This window comes from Tessaracoccus sp. MC1627, assembly GCF_014164725.1.
GTDB lineage: Bacteria > Actinomycetota > Actinomycetes > Propionibacteriales > Propionibacteriaceae > Arachnia.
Genome location: NZ_JACJGA010000001.1, coordinates 623,186 through 639,271 on the forward strand (window position 1 = coordinate 623,186; position 16,086 = coordinate 639,271).

The following is a 16,086-nucleotide window of genomic DNA, read 5'->3' on the forward strand; positions in this document are numbered from 1 at the left end:
CTTACCTCGTCCCTCGGTGTGGTGAAAGGCGTGGAGCCTCCGGCCCGAAGTCTACCCATCGGGGACGCTGAGTGCCGCTAGCCTGTGGCCATGCACCCAGTCCTGGCGATCGGCCCGTCGAACTATGCCGGGCAGGCGACGGCGTGGGCACGGGCTGTCACCGCGTCGTTGCCGGCGCAGGCGTGGTCATTCTCCGGAGTTCCGCTGCGCGGGGGAGGTTTCGACTTCGAGGTGGATCGTCAGCTCGGCCGGGTGGCCTTCCGCGCCTCCCCGCTGTGGGGGGCCCGGTCTCGCCGACTCTTCAAGGGGACCACCCACATCGCCCTGGACGGCTTCAAGACCCTCGCCCGCTGGGACCGGCATGCCTCGTTTCCGGCGGATGCCCGGCGGCTGGAGTCAATGGGTCACACCATGGCGCTGATCGCTCACGGATCTGACGTGCGTGACCCGGCCGCGCACCTGTCCCGCGACGAGTGGTCCTACTTCGCCGTCGGCTCGGACGAGTGGAGGGCAACGCTAGCTGCCCAGACCGCCCGCAACCGGACGTTCGCCGAGGAGGCCGGCTGGCCGGTCTTCTACTCGACGCCCGATCTGGGTTTCGATCTCCCCGCCGGCACCTGGCTCCCGGTGGTCGTGGACGTCGACGCCTGGGCGTCGGACGCCCCTCTGCTGGAGCGGGAGCGGCCGCTCGTCGTCCACGTGCCCAGCCAGCGGAACCCGCCGATCAAGGGCACCCAGCACATCGCGCCGGTGCTCCAGCGGCTGCACGACGAGGGGGTCATCGAGTACGTGGCACCGTCCGGGATGACGCACCGTGACCTGCGCGAGCTGGTGCGCAGGTGCGATGTGCTGGTCGATCAGCTGCTGTTCGGCTCGTACGGAGTGGCGGCCGTGGAGGCGATGGCCGCCGGGCGCGTCACAGTCGGCCGGATGATTCAACCAGTGCGTGACCTCATGGAGGAGGCTCCGCTGATGCTCGAGGCGACGCCGGATTCGCTGCGGGAGGCCATCACGTCGATCCGTGAGCGTCGCGGGGAGCTGCGCGCCCGGGCCGAGAGCAACCTCGCGTTCGTGCGTCGCTGGCACGACGGCGCCGTGTCGGCGGCGCGGCTCAGCACCTTCCTCGGCCTCGGCGCCCGGCGATGATCAAGAGCGCGCGCGCCGTCCGGCGGTAGCGTCCGGTGCCTCCCGGCCGCGCCTACCGGAACGTCAGCACTTGATCGTCGGGCTCGTGATCGATGCGGGTCCGCCGATCAGGAATGTCGAGGGTGGCTTCATCGAGTTCAACGCGGCGATCGTGTACGGAGAGGTGCAGGTGGCCGTGCCCAGCAGGATCGGGGCGTTGTGGGCGTGGGCCAGCGGCGTCCCGCTCAAGCCATCCGGGAACAGGAGGCCGGATGCGAGCACGGCGGTGCCGGCGGACGGGAAGAACTGACCCGCCACGTTGGCCGCCACCTGGTATCGGTCCGCCCCACCCACTCGCGCGGTCTGGGCGCCGGTGATGCTCGCGATCTCATTCAACACCGCGTCGCTGACGGTTGCCGCGCCCCCCAGAACGGTGACCCGATCCGGAGCGATGGCGCGCAGCGCCGCGGCAGTGGCGGCGGGAAGCTCACCGGAGCGCACCAGCAGCAGTGGCCCTCCCAGCTCTGCGGCGAGCGGGCCGGCGGACAGGGCGTCGGAGAAGAGCTCGCCCGAGGCGATGACCACATGCTTCCCTGGAATGCGGGCCGCGATACCGGCCGCCACCTCGTACCGGTCGGCTCCGCCGATGCGGGTGACCGGGCCGTAGGCCGCGAGGGCGGCCTGTACTGCGTCCGACACGGTGCCGGGGCCACCGGCGATCACGATCTCGCTCGGACGGCTGCGGCCCAGCTCAGCCGTGACCGACGGGGGTAGGGCCGTTCCGCTGGTCAGCAGGAGGCGGGCGCCACGGTAGCCCGCCAGCGGCCCGGCGCTGAGCGCGTCAGTGAAGACCTCACCTGAGGCCACGACCACGGCTGAGCCGTCGGCGTTGGGGAGCTGCCCTGAGACATTGGCGGCGACCTCGTACCTGTCGGCTCCTCCGATGCGCTGCTCGACCGTCGGGTAGGCGGGCGGCTCGGCCCACGTGGCGGTGACCTGGCCGGACGTGAGAGTGGCGCCCGCGGCGGTGACCAGCTTCGCGCGGAACGTGCGGGTCCCGGCGGTGGACTGGCCATAGGTCAGCGGAAGGTCGAAGCTGCCGTCACTGTTGACGGTGGCCGTGGTGTGGTTCTGCCAGGCGCCGCTCACCAGCACCTGGGACGTGACCGTGCGGCCGCCGTAACCCAAGGCGGCGCCCTTCAGACGTGCGGTCCCTCCCACCAGCACCCCCGACACGGGCTCGACCGTGATCGTGCCGAGTCGGTCGACCGTGAACTCTGCGCTGGTCAGCGTCCCCGCCGCCGAGGCCGCCTGCACGCGGTACCTGGTGCTACCTACGGTGTTCGTGCCAAATGTCAACGGGATTGAGAACTGGCCCCGTGTTCCAGAGGTGACCCGCTGGTCGGTGGACCACCCGGAGGCGGTGTAGGCCTGCGTCAGGACCTCGCGTCCTCCTCCGCCGGGGCTGAGCAGGCCGGTGACGTACGCCGTCGCGCCCACCTTCGCCTGGGTCTGCGGGCGGATCACGAGTTCGCTGGCGCCTGTGGCGGGGGCGGTGACGTTGTACTGGTAGAGGTTGTACTTGACCATAAGGTTGATCACCTTGTTGGCGTACTGCGGGTCCGTCGCGTAGCCGCCTAGGTGCACCTCGACGATGAAGCGGTCCGGGTTGTCGGTGTAGTTGAACGCTTTGGCGTATCGTGTCAACCTGCTCAGGAAGTAGCCGTGGTCGATGAACGAGTTCTGGTCGGTGTCGTACTTCCGGAACTGTGCGGTGGTGGTGTAGGCGGTGCCGCTGGAGTCGTACTCGGTGGTGTTGACGGCGTAGCAGCCGTTCTGGTGCGGGCTGACGGTGGAGGAGCACTTGATGCCGAACCAGTTGCGCGCGTTCTTCGTCAGCGAGGACTCGCCCCAGCCGGACTCGAGGATTGCCTGCGCCATCGCCACCGACGCGGGCACCCCATACTCCCGCTCCTCGGCCTGTGCCCAGGCCGAGGTCTTCGCCACGAACGTGGCTGCGTCCAGAGCGGCCGCGGGTCTGGCGATGGGCAGGAGTGTGGCCGCGAGTGCCACGGCAAGCAGCACTCTCAGGAGGATGCGCGGGGAAGGCATGGTGGCCATTCAATCTGCCGCCGCGTAGATCCGTCACCCGAAAGGTGAGGCGAAGGTTGAGGTTCACCGGCGCCGACGGCCGTGGGGTGTGGCCGAAGGTCAGTGGACCAGGACGATCTTCCCGACGTTGTCGCCGCCGGTCAGCTGCTCGTGCGCTCGGCGCACCTCGTCGAACGGGATGCGGGTCTCCGGCGAGAGCCGGATGCGGCCGTCGGCGAGCATCGGCCACACCTCGGCCTCGACGGCGGCGCAGATTTCCGCCTTCTCCTCGGCTGGGCGGAACCGGAGCGAGGTGGCGGTGATGGTGGCCTGCTTGCTCAGCATCGCGCCCAGGTTGAGGGTTCCCTTCACCCCGCCCTGCAGCCCGATGACCACGATCCTGCCCCTCTTCCTCAACGACGAGACGTTGGCCTCCAGGTACTTGGCCCCGATGATGTCCAGGATCACGTCGGCGCCCTTTGTGGCCGCCTTGAGGGCCGCCACCCAGTCGTCGTGGTAGTCGAGCGCGTAGTCGGCGCCGTGCGCGAGGCAGTGCTCGAGTTTGGCCGCGCTCCCGGCAGTGGCCACGGCAGTGGCGCCGAGGGCCTTCGCGTACTGGGTGGCGAACGTACCGATCCCTCCTGCGCCCCCGTGCACCAGGAACACCTCTCCGGCCTTCAGTCGCCCCTCGCGGAGGTTGGACAGTACCGTCGCCGCCACCTCCAACACCCCGGCAGCGGACACGAGATCCACGCCCGGCGGCGGCGCGATCAGCTGGCCCGCCGGGGCCACGAAGTACTCGGCGTAGCCGCCGCCGGCCAGCAGGCCCACCACCTCGTCGCCCTGCTTCCAGCGCTCGACACCCTCGCCGACCTCTTCGACGATGCCCGAGGCCTCCAGCCCGATGATGTCGCTCTCGCCAGGCGGCGGCGGGTAGTGCCCCTGGCGTTGCAGCACGTCGGCCCGGTTGACCCCCGAGGCGACGGTGCGCACCAGTACTTCCCCTGGACCGGGGGCGGGTGTGGGGACCTCGCCGAGGGTGAGGGCGTCGACGTCTCCGGGGGTCTCCACGATCACTGCGCGCATGCCCCCACCCTGCCATAGGCTCACGCGTCGAGAGCATCCCACTCGTCGCGGCCCTGCCAGGTGCAGAGGCACACCTCGTTGCCCTCGGGATCGGACAGCACCCAGAAGCTGGGGGCCGCTGCGTCGCTGAGCAGTGTCCCGCCCGCGTCAAGCGCACGGTCCAAGCGGGTGCGGACCTCGTCATGCGGCAGCGTGAGGTCGATGTGGACGCGGTTGCGCTGCGGGCGCGGCTCGTCCATCTGCTGGAACCAGATCGGCGGTCCGATGAGCAGCGGGTCGGCCAGCGCCTCTGGGCCGTCGTCGGCGTAGCCCGTGACCGCTCGCCAGAACGGCAGGACGGCCGGGATGTCGAGCGCATCGATGGCGATCTCGATCTCGGCCAGGTCCGACGTCACCGCCTCGAGACCTCGAGCGGTCACCAGGTCCGCGACCGCCGAGCCGAAGGCGACGTCTCGTTCCGTGATGCCGCCGGCGTCGTGGCTGGCCACCGCGAGGTGGACCCGGGAGTAGCGAAGGTCGATCTCCGGGTGGTGGTTGTGCTCCTCCGCGATCCGGGCGACGTCGTTGACGAAGGCGAGCGCGGACGGGAAGGAGCCGGCGTCGACGGTGAGGTGCATCCGGCCGAGGAGGTAGCGCCAGACGGGGAGAGCCGCGGAGGCTTGTTTGCGGGAGAGTGCCATGTTTCACACTAACCGCAGACGCGCGGAGTCGGGTCAGCCGGGCCAGACGAGCCCCCGGCGGCTCACGAAGCTGCGCGGGGCGCCGTCGACCGGGTCGGGGAACTCCAGGCGGTGGGCGAGCAGCCGCAGCGGGGTGGAGAAGTCGTCGATCTCCGTGGGCAGCACAACCGGGTACAGGGGGTCACCGAGCAGCGGAATGCCCAACTGGTGGAAGTGTGCGCGGATCTGGTGGGTCCGGCCGGTGAGGGGGCGCACCTCATAGAGCGCATGGGCCCCCCGCACCTCAAGGACGTCGATGTCGGTGACTGCGTTCGGCGGGAGGTCGAGAGTCTCGGCCTGCAGGGTGCCCACCCGCTTGACCAGGTGTGATTCGACGCGCCTCGGGAACGCGAGGGCCGGGTCGAAAGGGGCGATGGCGTGGTAGACCTTTGTGGCGAGGCGTTCGGCGAAGACGCCCTGGTACGGGCCCCTCCATCGCTTCGCCGTCGTCATGAGCAGGACCCCGGCAGTGCCTCGGTCCAGCCGGTGGGCGGCCGACAGCTCAGGCAGATCCAGCGCCGCCCGGGCCTTGACGACGGCCGACTCCAGGACGTGCCGTCCCCGCGGGATGGTGGAGAGGAAGTGCGGCTTGTCGAACACCGCGACCCGATCGTCGAGGTGGAGGAGCGTCAGCTCTCCCGGCACCGGCGCCTCGGCGCGCAATTCCCGATGGAACCACACGAAGGTGTGGGGGCTGTAGTCCTCGAGTCCGGTCCACGGGCGGCCCCGGTCGTCGACGAAGACGCCACGCGCCAGCATCTCGTCCACGTCCTCCGGCGAGGGCGCCAGCTTGTGCACCAGCCAGTCACGCATCGTCGGCCAGGGCAGCGGATCGGAGGGGTCTCGGTCCGGGGTGCGCACCCAGGCGGCCTGCAATCCGTGGCGGGGCGGCAGTGGTGACTTCGGCGGCATCCCACTCCTCTCCAGCTCGGATACCGCACCCTACCCGCCGGCGTCGAGGCGCTAACATGGTCGGGCACTGGCGAGGTCGCATAGTGGACTAGTGCAGCCGCCTTGAAAGCGGCCGAGGGGTAACTCTCCGTGGGTTCGAATCCCACCCTCGCCGCTTCCCGGGGCCCGGAGCCCACTCTGAGTAGTCTGGGTCCATGCCCGAGAGCACCCACGTCATCAAGCCGCAGCCACCCGTGCGCGCCTTCGTCACCGCCGCGGTGGCGGACCTTGCCGGCGCCCTCCTGCTGGTGGCGGCGCTGAGCCAGGGGTGGCATGTGGCGTTTGTGGTGGTGGCGGCACTCCTGCTTGTCGCCGGAACCGCCCTGATGATCGGGGCGTTCGTGTCGCTCAACAGGCTGGCTGTCCGGTTCACCTTGACCGACGAGGGCTACCGGCTCCTCGGCCCAGGCGTCGATCACGCGGGACAGTGGGCAGACGTGAGCAAGGTGACGCAGTCACAGGAGGGCTCGCACGTGACGATCTACCACGGCGCCGTCCGCCGCACCCACCTGCTATTCCCGGGAGGGGATCGCGCCCAGATCGACGAAGTGCTGGCCGAGGTCCGCGCCCGCCTCAAGGCCGCGAAGGGCTAGACCGGGCTAGACCTAGCCCGACCTAGACCTAGCCCCCACCTCTAGATGCGCCTGGATGGCCTTTAGCGCCTAACGAGTGATCCGCGCCGCTCACGGCCACCGGTCACCAGGATGACGGTGGCCGGGATGAGTCGGGTGAAGGAGGCCTCTGGGCAGTGTCGGTGTCGCCCGCTACGCTGAATGGGACTAGACCCGAACGGGAAGGAGTTGCAGCCATGGAAGCGCGCGTGCTCTACCAGGACCTCTTTCCTTTCGAGACTCCGCGATCGCTGGATGCCTTGCGAGGCCCCGCCACTGGGGTGCTTATCTTGCCTCGTACGGTGCACTGGGGCCCTGATTCGACTGCCGACCTGGACACGCGAAGCGGCCTCCACAAGGCGTACCGCAACCTGGTGCGGGAAGGAACCACTGACCTTCAGGAGGCCATGCTCAACGCAGCCCGGCTGGTCGAGGTGTGGCCTGACCTCGCGCTGCCTCCTCGATGCCTTGCCCTGTGGGAGTCCCGGTTCCCCGAGTTGCGTCGGGCGGCGTCGACCTGATGCCGACCGGTGAAGAGCACCAGCGGCAAGCCGCTCGCATCATTCTGGCTGCGATCGGTCCGGCAGGATTCGCTCTCGCAGGCTCGGGTGCTATCCGCGAGCACGGGCTGATCGATCGGCCGACCAACGATATCGACCTGTTCGCGCCGGCCCGGGCAGCGGCTGGGTTCAGCGATGCCATCGACACGGCGATAGCGACGCTGACAGCCCACCGCTACACCTGCGAAGTGGGCCGGCTGAGCAGCCATTTCGCTCGCTTGCTGCTCACCACACGTGAGGGTTACGTCTTCGAGGTGGATCTGGGGCTTGACTGGCGTGCCCACGACCCGATCCGGCTGGAAGTTGGACCGGTCTTGGCGATCGAGGACGCAGTCGCGAACAAGGTGGGCGCGCTGTACAGCCGAGGCGAGCCACGCGACTACCTCGATGTCGATGCGATCCGAGAATCCGGCCGCTTCGCCGAGGATCATCTCCTGTCTCTAGCCGCCCAGCATGACCCGGGATTCGACGTGACCCTGTTCGCCACGCGACTCCGCGCTGTCGAATCGCTGGTTCCCGACGACATCGCGGAGTACGGCATCAGCTCCACAGACCTGGACGCGATCAAGCGTCGCCTCCTGGCTTGGGGGCAGGGCCTCACGGGACACAGTCCCGAACCGACCGTCAGCCCAGACGCGTAGGAACGTGTCGAACCAGTCGCCAAGAACCCTCGGAGGCGACCATCAACGGCCCTCCGTCAGCCGTACCGAGGACCCTCGACCCCTGCACTGCATCAAACGCACTAAGCACAGTAGGCCAGGATTAAGCCTGGGCTAAGCCGGACCTAGCCCTCCTCATCCTCCCCGCCGTGCCATGCGCACGCGTCCGTGACGTTCTGCGCGCCGTCGGTCAGGTCGCCGGTGGGGGTGGGTGAAGCGGAGCTGGCCGACGGTGACGCCGAAGCGGCGGCGGAACCGGTGGGCGATGCGACGGCGGTAACCGACGGAACGGCGGTGGGGCTGGGGGACGCGACGGTGGAGGCGATGGCCTCCTCAGCGGCGGCGCGCATCGCCTCGAAGTCCGGGTACTCGTAGGAGTACCCGTTCTTGCCGGGCGAGTACACGAGGCGCGTCACCGGAGCATCCTTGACCCGCAGCGCGAGCTCGACGATTGCCGGCAGGTCCCGCTGCGGAATGTCGGTGACGATCATCTGCGACGATGCCGCGGCGATCGCCTCGTAGCGCGTCAGCATCGTGGCCGGGTTGGCCTGCCGGATAATCGCGCTGACCAGGCAGGATTGGCGCGCCATCCTGTCGTAGTCGGAGTAGTCCAGGCGGCTGCGGGCGTACCACATGGCGTTGTAGCCGGTCAGATGCTGGTCCGGGCCTGGCTCGAGGTAGCCGGAGGGCCGCTTCCCCTCGCTGTTGCCGCCGATGGCCAGGCGCTGGTTGATGTTGACCGTCACCCCGCCCATCGCGTCGATGAGCTGCTGCACCCCATCGATGTTGAGCATCGCGAAGTAGTCCACCTTGAGACCGGTGATCCCCTCCACCCCCTGCTTGAGGGCCTCCGCGCCGCGGTAGGTGGAGCCGGCGAACAGGTCCGGGAAGCCGAGCTCTGTGTGCGCCCAGATGCTGTTGATGTACCAGTCCCCGGCGGGCTCCCCGCGGAACCCGTTCGGGAACGCCTCGTCCATCTCGCTGCCCTCGGGGAAGGGCGTGAACTGCAGGTTACGCGGGATCTGAATGATGGTCGTCGCGCCGGACTCGGTGTCGATCGAGGCCAGCATGATGGTGTCGGTGCGGACGCTGAACTCCTCCACCTGATCAGCGCGGGAATCGCTGCCGTCCGCGCCGAGCAGAAGGATGTTGATGCGAGGGATGTCGGCCCACGGGTCCTCGTGCGCCTCCGCGGTGAGCGTGGGTCGCGAGGAGGACGTCACCTCGTCCTCGCCAGTGGTGAACACGTTGTCCAGAAGCAGGGCCTGGTCGCGCGCGTAGCGGGCGCCGATGGCGCTGGGTGCGGTGACGCCGAAGGCCAGCACGGTCACGAGGATCGCCCCGATGGCGCGCTTGCCGCTGCCCAGCCGGCGGGGGCGGGTGGAGAGTTGCGTGACGGTGATGAGAGTGACCCAGACGAGCCCGAGGGCGATCAGAGCCACGCTCGCGATGGCGAGGAACTGAGTGCTCACCGCCAGCATGGCCAGCCGGGTGGTGTTCGTCGCGGCGTAGTAGGCCAGGGAGACCACGCCGACGATCGCGGCCAGCCCGGTCAGGAGGCCCAGTGCGCGCAGGGCCGGCCGTGTGGCGCCAAGAAGGCCGAGGCCTGGGACGAGGGCCGAGATGACCGTGAGCCCTAGCGACTTCCTCAGGGACTGCTTGGTGCCCCCATCGGTGGCCATCCGTCGCCGGACGTTGGCTGGGAAGGGGAGTTCGTCGCCGTATCGGCGCGACGGCGTGGCGCCCGATGACGGGAGGGCGGCACCGTCATCGTCTGGCGCGGCGCGTCGCGCCGGGCGGTCTTCGCTCATCAGGCTCCTCCTGCGGCAAGTCTAACCCCGGGCCGGTCAGGGCTCTGCGGCGGTGCGGGTGGGTGTTTGCCGCTGCGCCGAGCGCTCGGCTAGGCTGTGACGGCACTGGAGGTGTCGCCTAGTCCGGTCTATGGCGCCCGCCTGCTAAGCGGGTTTGGGGCTTCAACCCCATCGCGGGTTCAAATCCCGCCGCCTCCGCCAGTTGTGATCAGGCCCCTGGGAGTCATACTCCTGGGGGCTTCGTCGTTGCCGCAGGTAACCGCGCTGCTACGAGGCGGGGTGGCTGCGTTCCAGATCGAGGAGGAACTGCTTGCGTTCCGGGCCACCGGAGTAGCCGGTGAGCTTGCCGTCGGACCCCACCACGCGGTGGCAGGGCACCACGATGCTGATCGGGTTGCGTCCGTTCGCCAACCCCACGGCCCGTGAGGCGCCGGGGCGGCCGACGGCGACGGCCAGCTGTCCGTAGCTGCGCGTCTGTCCGTAGGGGATCGCGGCGAGCGCCGCCCACACCTTTTTCTGGAAGTCGGTGCCCGACGGGGCCAGGGGAAGATCGAACGAGGTGCGTTCCCCGGCGAAGTACTCAGTGAGTTGGCGGGTGGCGTCCGGGAGCGCGTCGTCGACGCGGTCGCCCCACGCGGACTCGGGCACCGGAGGGCTCTTGTGTCCGTCCATCAGAACTGCCACGAGGGCTCCGTCGCTGACGACGAGGGTCAGGGGGCCGATGGGGGAGTCCATCACGCTGTGGGTCATGTCGCGCACACCTTCCGCTGTGGTGCCAGGATACGACCGCCGAGGCGTTCGACGGGCCCCGAGGATCACTGGCCCTTGGCGGCGTACCTGGCCTCGGTGGCGGCCTTGAGGGGGCGCCACCAGTCCTCGTTGGTGCGGTACCAGTCGATGGTGGCCTGCAGGCCTAGGCGGAAGTCGGTGTAGTGGGGCGTCCAGCCGAGTTCCTCGCGGAGCAGGGTGGCGTCGATGGCGTAGCGGAGGTCGTGTCCGGCGCGGTCGGTGACGTGGTCGTAGGCATCTGCCGGTTGGTCCATCAGTTCGAGGATGAGCTCGATGACCGTCTTGTTGTCCTGCTCGCCGTCGGCTCCGATGAGGTAGGTCTCGCCGATGCGGCCGTGCGTCAGGATCCGCCAGACGGCGGAGTTGTGGTCGTCGACGTGGATCCAGTCGCGCACGTTCGCTCCTGCGCCGTAGAGCTTGGGGCGGATGCCGTCGATGACGTTGGTGATCTGGCGCGGGATGAACTTCTCGATGTGTTGGCGGGGGCCGTAGTTGTTGGAGCAGTTGCTGAGGGTGGCGTTGACCCCGAATGATCGGACCCAGGCGCGGACGAGGTGGTCGCTGGCGGCCTTGGACGCGGAGTAGGGGCTGGACGGGTTGTAGGGCGTGCTGGGGGTGAACTTGGCGGGGTCGTCGAGTTGGAGGTCGCCGTAGACCTCGTCGGTGGAGATGTGGTGCAGGCGCTTGCCGTGCTGCCGCACGGCCTGGAGGACGTGGAAGGTGCCGAGGATGTTGGTCTCGACGAAGATCCCGGGGCCTTCGAGGGAGTTGTCGTTGTGCGATTCGGCGGCGAAGTGGACCACCGTGTCGTGGTCGGCCACCAGCGTGCCGAGGAGCGGCGCATCGAGGATGGACCCGTGCACGAAGCGAACCCGGTCCGGGTCCAGGCCGGCCAGGTTGGCGGTGTTGCCCGCATAGGTCAGCGCGTCCAGGACCGTGACCGACACGTCCGTGTTGTCCACCAGCCAGTGCGCGAAGTTGCTGCCGATGAACCCGGCTCCACCGGTGACCAGAATCGTCCTCACAGCCAGTGAGCCTACCGGGCTGAGGGTCCCGGCCAGCCGTCAGCCCGGGGGCGGGCATCTGGGTCCGTCGGATGCGCGTCTATGCCAAGGTTGGGTCATGCGGGGGATCATTCTTGCCGGCGGGACCGGCTCCAGGCTTCATCCGATCACACTGGGGACCAGCAAGCAGTTGATGCCGGTCTATGACAAGCCGATGATCTACTACCCGCTGGCGACGCTGATTTTCGCCGGGATCCGCGACATCCTGATCATCACCACGCCCCACGAGGCGCCCGCATTTCATCATCTCCTCGGAGACGGCGAGCAGTTCGGCGTCCACTTCACCTTCGCAGTCCAGCCCGAGCCCAAAGGGTTGGCGCAGGCGTTCACGATCGGAGCGGACTTCGTCGATGGCGGACCTTCCTGCCTGATCCTGGGTGACAACATCTTCTCCGGACCCGGACTGGGGACGCGCCTGCAACGGCGCACGGAGTCCATCGACGGCGCCCTGGTGTTCGGCTATCAGGTGGCGGACCCCACCGCCTACGGCGTGGTGGAGGTCGACGGCAACGGGCTGGCCCTGTCCATCGAGGAGAAGCCGGCCCACCCGAAGTCCCATTGGGCGGTGCCTGGTCTGTACTTCTACGACGAGCAGGTGGTCGACATCGCGACCAACCTCCGGCCCTCGCCGCGCGGCGAGTTCGAGATCACCGACGTCAACCGGACCTACATGGAGCAGGGCCGTCTTCATGTGGACCTGCTGCCCCGCGGCACAGCATGGTTGGACACCGGCACCTTCGATTCGCTCAACGACGCGAGCAACTTCGTGCGCACCCTCCAGGCCCGCCAAGGCCTGCAGGTGGGATGCCCGGAGGAGGCCGCCTGGCGGCGGGGATTCCTCACCGACGACGAGTTGGCCGAGCGCGCCGCCCGTTACGAGAAGTCCGGCTACGGCACCTATCTACGCAACCTGCTGGGACGCTGACAATCGGCAAGGCGCCGCCGTCTTGAGCCTCTGGACCCGCGTTTTGCCGTTCACATCGATGCCACGTATAGTTACCACTCGGCCAGCGCTCGTGGCTCAACGGATAGAGCATCTGACTACGGATCAGAAGGTTGGGGGTTCGAGTCCCTCCGAGCGCGCTGGGGATAGGCGTCGGGGTTTCCCCGGCGCCTTTTCTCCTTCCCGGCCTAGCCAGGCCGCGTTGGTAGATGGCGCGGACAGCGCCGAGTTGGAAGGATGTCCCAGTGACAACCGAAGTCTGGGCCCACCGGGGCGCGAGCGCGTATGCGCCGGAGAACACCTTGCCCGCGTTCCAGCTGGCGCTCCAGATGGGGGCCGACGGCGTGGAGCTCGACGTGCAGCGCACCGCGGATGGGCACGTCGTTGCCATCCACGACGAGACGATCAACCGCACCTCCAACGGCTTCGGCCGCGTCGTGGATCAGACCTTAGAGGAGCTGCGCCACTGCGACTTCTCCAACGGCTTCGCCGGGCGCCGCAACGTCAAGATCCCCACCCTGCGCGACGTGCTTGACCTGTTCCGGGGCACCGACGTTCGCGTCAACATCGAGTTGAAGAACACCGTCGTGCTGTATCCCGGCCTCGAGGACGACGTGCTGAGCATCGTGCGGGACGCGGGCATGGCAGACCAGGTGCTGTACTCGTCGTTCAACCACTTCTCGCTGGCGAACCTGCGCGGCCGGGTGGCCCGCGAGCAGATCGGCCTGCTGTACTCGGACGGCATCTACGACCCCTGGAAGTACGCGAAGTGGTTCGGTGCCGGTGCCCTGCACCCCCACTACCTGGCCCTGCAGCAGCCCAACTTCGTCTGGCTCTGCCACGAGGCGGGCATAGAGGTGCACGCGTGGACGGTCAACAAGGACGACGATGCCCTCTGGCTCGCCGGCCTGGGCGTCGATGCGCTGATCACCAACCTCCCGGACCGGCTTGCCGAGGTATTGCGCGCCCCAGGCCGCTAGCCCGATGGGTCGCGACGGCCAGCGGACGGCCACTAGGCTCGCCCCATGAGCGCCCCCGGCAACCCGTTCCGCCCCGAACTCTGGGACGCGGTGGACGGATTCGACTTCACCGACATCACCTACCACCGCGCCAAGGACGTCCCGGCGGTGCGGATCGCCTTCGACCGCCCGGAGGTGCGCAACGCCTTCCGGCCGCACACCGTCGACGAGCTGTACCGGGCGCTGGACCACGCGCGGATGTCATCGGACGTCGGCTGCGTGCTGCTCACCGGCAACGGGCCCTCGGAGAAGGACGGCGGCTGGGCGTTCTGTTCCGGCGGCGATCAGCGGATCCGCGGCCGCGCCGGATACCAGTACGCCGAAGGCGAGGGTGCCGACACCGTCGATGCAGCCAAGCTGGGACGCCTCCACATCCTCGAGGTGCAGCGCCTCATCCGCTTCATGCCCAAGGTGGTCATCGCCCTGGTCAACGGGTGGGCGGCAGGCGGGGGGCACTCGCTGCACGTCGTCGCGGACCTGACGCTCGCGTCACGGGAGCACGCGCGGTTCAAGCAGACCGACGCCGACGTCGGCTCCTTCGACGCCGGTTTCGGCTCGGCGTACCTGGCACGGCAGGTGGGACAGAAGTTCGCCCGCGAGATCTTCTTCCTCGGCGACGTCCACGACGCCGAGGACGCGCACCGCATGGGCATGGTCAATCGCGTGGTGCCGCACGCCGAACTGGAGGACCTGGGCCTGGAGTGGGCAGCGAAGATCTGTGGAAAGTCGCCGACGGCCCAACGGATGCTGAAGTTCGCCTTCAACGCCATCGACGACGGGCTGATCGGACAGCAGGTGTTCGCCGGGGAGACCACGCGCTTGGCGTACATGACCGACGAGGCGGTGGAGGGCCGTGACTCGTTCCTGGAGAAGCGGGCTCCGGACTGGTCCAAGTTCCCCTACTACTACTGAGCGGCGGCGCCGCCAACTGACCGGTGTGAGTTGAGCCGATGGATGGAGTCGCGACCGCTCCGGCGCTCAGCCGCCGCGGGGCAGCGGCCGCGAACCCATCCATCGGCTCAAGCGGACCAAGTGGGTGGGGTAGTTCTGAGAACCGCGGGTTGAGGTCAGCCGAGGAGGGTGAGGGCTAACGCCCAGGCCGACAGCAGGATCTCCACTACCCCGATCTGTGCCGGGCGCCGCGGGGCCCGAGGCATCCAGAACGACCTCGCCACCAGCGCCAGCGCCCACGGCAGCCACCACCACCCCAACCAGCCGGCACCCCACGCCGCGAAGGCCACCAGCGCGACGGCTGAGTGGTACGCCTGAGAGCGTTGGGCCGCGGAGGGCTCGTTGCGCTCGCGGATCAGAGCCTTGACGTGCAGCACGGTGCCCACGAAGTAGGAGGTGACCAGCAGCATGATGGCCACGTCCCGCCACCTCGTCGGGTCGTCGGCGCCCCACGGCTGCAGCACCGCCATCAGCCCGCAGGACGCGATCACCATGAGGACACCGGAGGCCAGGGAGCGGTCGCGCCGCTTCCACGCCAGCCACAGCCCTGCACCCACCAGCAGGGCGTACACAGGAGCCCACACCAGTAGCCCCCACCCCTTGAGGGCCACCGTCGCCAACCCCAGGACGGCCGTGGCCGCGCCGTAGGCGGCGAGAGCAGGCAGGTAGCGGCCACGACGCTTGGCGGGGGCGCGGAGGAGGAGGGTGGCGGCGTTGTAGGCGAAGTACGCGGCCAACCAGGTGAGGCCGAGCATCGCGTCGCCCGCGTCGAGGGGGCGTGCGTCCCGCGCCATCACCAGGCCCGCGAGATATGGAACGACGAGCATGGCCCAAGCCCCGTGTTGCTTGGGCACCCAGCCCGGCGTCCGACCAGCCATCCGGCTACGCTAGCCCACCCGATCCCGGCCGCTGGCAGCGCCCCCGGCACTGCAACTAGCTACGCAAGAGCGCAGCATGTGCGGATATCCGCTGAAACCGCGCCAGGGACAGCGTCCTGCAGATCAGTTGGCCAGGCCGTAGAGACGATCGCCCGCGTCGCCCAGGCCGGGCACGATGTAGCCGTGCTCGTTGAGCCGCTCGTCGACGGCGGCCACCACCAGGGTGCACGGGACGTCCAGGTCCGCCAGCAGACGGTTCAGCTTCTCGATCCCCTCAGGCGCCGCGAGGAGACAGATGCAGGTGATGTCGTCCGCGCCGCGATCCACCAGATACTGGACCGCCCCACCGAGCGAGCCGCCGGTGGCGAGCATGGGGTCCAGCACGTAGCACTGCCGGCCCGACAGGTCATTGGGGAGACGCTCGGCGTAGGTCACCGGCTGCAGGGTCACCTCGTCGCGGATCATCCCGAGGAACCCCACTTCTGCGGTGGGCATGAGCCGCAGCATGCCGTCCAGCATCCCCAGCCCCGCGCGCAGGATGGGCACCACCAGCGGTGCGGGCTGCGCCAACTTCACCCCTGTGGTGGCGGTGACCGGCGTCTCGATGTGGGTCTCCGTGATCCGCACCCCACGCGTGGCCTCGTAGGCCAGCAGCGTCACCAACTCCTCCACCAGCCTGCGGAACACGGGCTGCTCCGTGTTCTTGTTCCGCAGCAGGGTCAGCTTGTGATCGACAAGGGGATGGGTGACGACGCAGAGTTCCACGCCGCTTACCTTTCCACATCCGGCCCGGACGTGCAGTGGTTGGGCACCTGGGGATGTTTCCCGG

The 16,086-nt window shown here is 68.7% G+C and carries 16 protein-coding genes and 3 tRNA genes; 10 read left to right on the forward strand and 9 right to left on the reverse strand.

Annotated features, from left to right (window positions below; translation table 11 throughout):
- Window positions 1-90 precede the first annotated feature (90 nt).
- Window positions 91-1,146, forward strand: a complete 1,056-nt coding sequence (locus H5399_RS02730; RefSeq protein ID WP_182781479.1) for a glycosyltransferase — start codon at window positions 91-93, stop codon at window positions 1,144-1,146.
- A gap of 63 nt (window positions 1,147-1,209) precedes the next feature.
- Here the strand turns inward: H5399_RS02730 and H5399_RS02735 are convergent, their stop codons facing one another.
- The 4 genes from H5399_RS02735 to H5399_RS02750 all read right to left on the reverse strand — a co-directional run bounded on the left by H5399_RS02735 (window position 1,210) and on the right by H5399_RS02750 (window position 5,834).
- Complete coding sequence (locus H5399_RS02735; protein WP_182781480.1) at window positions 1,210-3,237, reverse strand: cell wall-binding repeat-containing protein; 2,028 nt, start codon at window positions 3,235-3,237, stop codon at window positions 1,210-1,212.
- 99 nt (window positions 3,238-3,336) lie between these two features.
- Window positions 3,337-4,302: an NAD(P)H-quinone oxidoreductase gene (locus H5399_RS02740; RefSeq protein ID WP_182781481.1), complete on the reverse strand. Its 966-nt coding sequence runs from the start codon at window positions 4,300-4,302 to the stop codon at window positions 3,337-3,339.
- A gap of 20 nt (window positions 4,303-4,322) precedes the next feature.
- Window positions 4,323-4,982 carry a VOC family protein gene (locus tag H5399_RS02745; protein WP_182781482.1) on the reverse strand — a complete coding sequence of 220 codons (660 nt, stop codon included), beginning with the start codon at window positions 4,980-4,982 and terminating at the stop codon, window positions 4,323-4,325.
- Between the two features lie 33 nt (window positions 4,983-5,015).
- Entirely contained in the window at window positions 5,016-5,834 is an 819-nt protein-coding gene (locus H5399_RS02750; RefSeq protein WP_220490827.1) for a pseudouridine synthase, read from the reverse strand.
- A 168-nt stretch (window positions 5,835-6,002) separates the two neighbouring features.
- Between H5399_RS02750 and H5399_RS02755 the strand changes: the two genes are divergently transcribed.
- The 4 genes from H5399_RS02755 (at window position 6,003) to H5399_RS02770 (ending at window position 7,784) form a co-directional block, all read left to right on the forward strand.
- Window positions 6,003-6,087 (forward strand) — tRNA-Ser (locus tag H5399_RS02755).
- Between the two features lie 40 nt (window positions 6,088-6,127).
- The gene (locus H5399_RS02760) at window positions 6,128-6,565 is read left to right on the forward strand and encodes a hypothetical protein (RefSeq protein ID WP_182781484.1); all 438 of its coding nucleotides are present in this window, start codon (window positions 6,128-6,130) and stop codon (window positions 6,563-6,565) included.
- 320 nt (window positions 6,566-6,885) lie between these two features.
- A complete protein-coding gene (locus H5399_RS02765; RefSeq protein ID WP_182781485.1) occupies window positions 6,886-7,104 on the forward strand; it encodes a hypothetical protein in 219 nt (72 codons plus the stop codon).
- Window positions 7,104-7,784 (forward strand): nucleotidyl transferase AbiEii/AbiGii toxin family protein, encoded by a 681-nt coding sequence (locus H5399_RS02770; protein ID WP_182781486.1) that lies wholly within the window; start codon window positions 7,104-7,106, stop codon window positions 7,782-7,784. Before H5399_RS02765 ends, H5399_RS02770 begins: the two co-directional genes overlap by 1 nt.
- Window positions 7,785-7,927: 143 nt before the next feature.
- On the opposite strand, the gene H5399_RS02775 is transcribed toward H5399_RS02770, so the two are convergent.
- A complete protein-coding gene (locus tag H5399_RS02775; RefSeq protein WP_182781487.1) occupies window positions 7,928-9,613 on the reverse strand; it encodes an LCP family protein in 1,686 nt (561 codons plus the stop codon).
- Window positions 9,614-9,720: 107 nt separating this feature from the next.
- On the opposite strand from H5399_RS02775, the gene H5399_RS02780 reads away from it, so the two are divergent.
- A tRNA-Ser gene (locus tag H5399_RS02780) sits at window positions 9,721-9,814 on the forward strand.
- A 66-nt stretch (window positions 9,815-9,880) separates the two neighbouring features.
- On the opposite strand, the gene H5399_RS02785 is transcribed toward H5399_RS02780, so the two are convergent.
- The gene (locus H5399_RS02785; protein WP_182781488.1) at window positions 9,881-10,363 is read right to left on the reverse strand and encodes a methylated-DNA--[protein]-cysteine S-methyltransferase; all 483 of its coding nucleotides are present in this window, start codon (window positions 10,361-10,363) and stop codon (window positions 9,881-9,883) included.
- 65 nt (window positions 10,364-10,428) lie between these two features.
- Window positions 10,429-11,427: a dTDP-glucose 4,6-dehydratase gene (gene rfbB, locus H5399_RS02790; protein ID WP_182781489.1), complete on the reverse strand. Its 999-nt coding sequence runs from the start codon at window positions 11,425-11,427 to the stop codon at window positions 10,429-10,431.
- Between the two features lie 97 nt (window positions 11,428-11,524).
- Here rfbB and rfbA point away from each other — a divergent pair, with 97 nt between their 5' ends.
- The 4 genes from rfbA to H5399_RS02810 all read left to right on the forward strand — a co-directional run bounded on the left by rfbA (window position 11,525) and on the right by H5399_RS02810 (window position 14,340).
- Entirely contained in the window at window positions 11,525-12,391 is an 867-nt protein-coding gene (gene rfbA / locus H5399_RS02795; protein ID WP_182781490.1) for a glucose-1-phosphate thymidylyltransferase RfbA, read from the forward strand.
- A gap of 85 nt (window positions 12,392-12,476) precedes the next feature.
- Window positions 12,477-12,549, forward strand: a tRNA-Arg gene (locus H5399_RS02800).
- A 105-nt stretch (window positions 12,550-12,654) separates the two neighbouring features.
- On the forward strand, window positions 12,655-13,389 hold the full coding sequence (locus H5399_RS02805) for a glycerophosphodiester phosphodiesterase (protein WP_182781491.1): 735 nt from the start codon (window positions 12,655-12,657) through the stop codon (window positions 13,387-13,389).
- 45 nt (window positions 13,390-13,434) lie between these two features.
- Window positions 13,435-14,340, forward strand: coding sequence for a 1,4-dihydroxy-2-naphthoyl-CoA synthase (locus tag H5399_RS02810; RefSeq protein WP_182781492.1), 906 nt, complete (start codon window positions 13,435-13,437; stop codon window positions 14,338-14,340).
- 155 nt (window positions 14,341-14,495) lie between these two features.
- Here the strand turns inward: H5399_RS02810 and H5399_RS02815 are convergent, their stop codons facing one another.
- Together H5399_RS02815 and upp are read right to left on the reverse strand one after the other, a co-directional pair.
- Window positions 14,496-15,257 (reverse strand): YwiC-like family protein, encoded by a 762-nt coding sequence (locus H5399_RS02815; RefSeq protein WP_182781493.1) that lies wholly within the window; start codon window positions 15,255-15,257, stop codon window positions 14,496-14,498.
- A 123-nt stretch (window positions 15,258-15,380) separates the two neighbouring features.
- Window positions 15,381-16,022: a uracil phosphoribosyltransferase gene (upp, locus tag H5399_RS02820; RefSeq protein ID WP_370585671.1), complete on the reverse strand. Its 642-nt coding sequence runs from the start codon at window positions 16,020-16,022 to the stop codon at window positions 15,381-15,383.
- Between the last annotated feature and the right edge of the window lie 64 nt (window positions 16,023-16,086).

Excerpts from the sequence above, each read along its gene's own strand:
- H5399_RS02730 (WP_182781479.1), top strand. The coding sequence starts at position 91 with ATGCACCCAGTCCTGGCGATCGGCCCGTCGAACTATGCCGGGCAGGCG.
- H5399_RS02735 (WP_182781480.1), bottom strand. The coding sequence starts at position 3,237 with ATGCCTTCCCCGCGCATCCTCCTGAGAGTGCTGCTTGCCGTGGCACTC.
- H5399_RS02740 (WP_182781481.1), bottom strand. The coding sequence starts at position 4,302 with ATGCGCGCAGTGATCGTGGAGACCCCCGGAGACGTCGACGCCCTCACC.
- H5399_RS02745 (WP_182781482.1), bottom strand. The coding sequence starts at position 4,982 with ATGGCACTCTCCCGCAAACAAGCCTCCGCGGCTCTCCCCGTCTGGCGC.
- H5399_RS02750 (WP_220490827.1), bottom strand. The coding sequence starts at position 5,834 with ATGCGTGACTGGCTGGTGCACAAGCTGGCGCCCTCGCCGGAGGACGTG.
- H5399_RS02760 (WP_182781484.1), top strand. The coding sequence starts at position 6,128 with ATGCCCGAGAGCACCCACGTCATCAAGCCGCAGCCACCCGTGCGCGCC.
- H5399_RS02770 (WP_182781486.1), top strand. The coding sequence starts at position 7,104 with ATGCCGACCGGTGAAGAGCACCAGCGGCAAGCCGCTCGCATCATTCTG.
- H5399_RS02775 (WP_182781487.1), bottom strand. The coding sequence starts at position 9,613 with ATGAGCGAAGACCGCCCGGCGCGACGCGCCGCGCCAGACGATGACGGT.
- H5399_RS02785 (WP_182781488.1), bottom strand. The coding sequence starts at position 10,363 with ATGACCCACAGCGTGATGGACTCCCCCATCGGCCCCCTGACCCTCGTC.
- rfbA (WP_182781490.1), top strand. The coding sequence starts at position 11,525 with ATGCGGGGGATCATTCTTGCCGGCGGGACCGGCTCCAGGCTTCATCCG.
- H5399_RS02810 (WP_182781492.1), top strand. The coding sequence starts at position 13,435 with ATGAGCGCCCCCGGCAACCCGTTCCGCCCCGAACTCTGGGACGCGGTG.
- H5399_RS02815 (WP_182781493.1), bottom strand. The coding sequence starts at position 15,257 with ATGGCTGGTCGGACGCCGGGCTGGGTGCCCAAGCAACACGGGGCTTGG.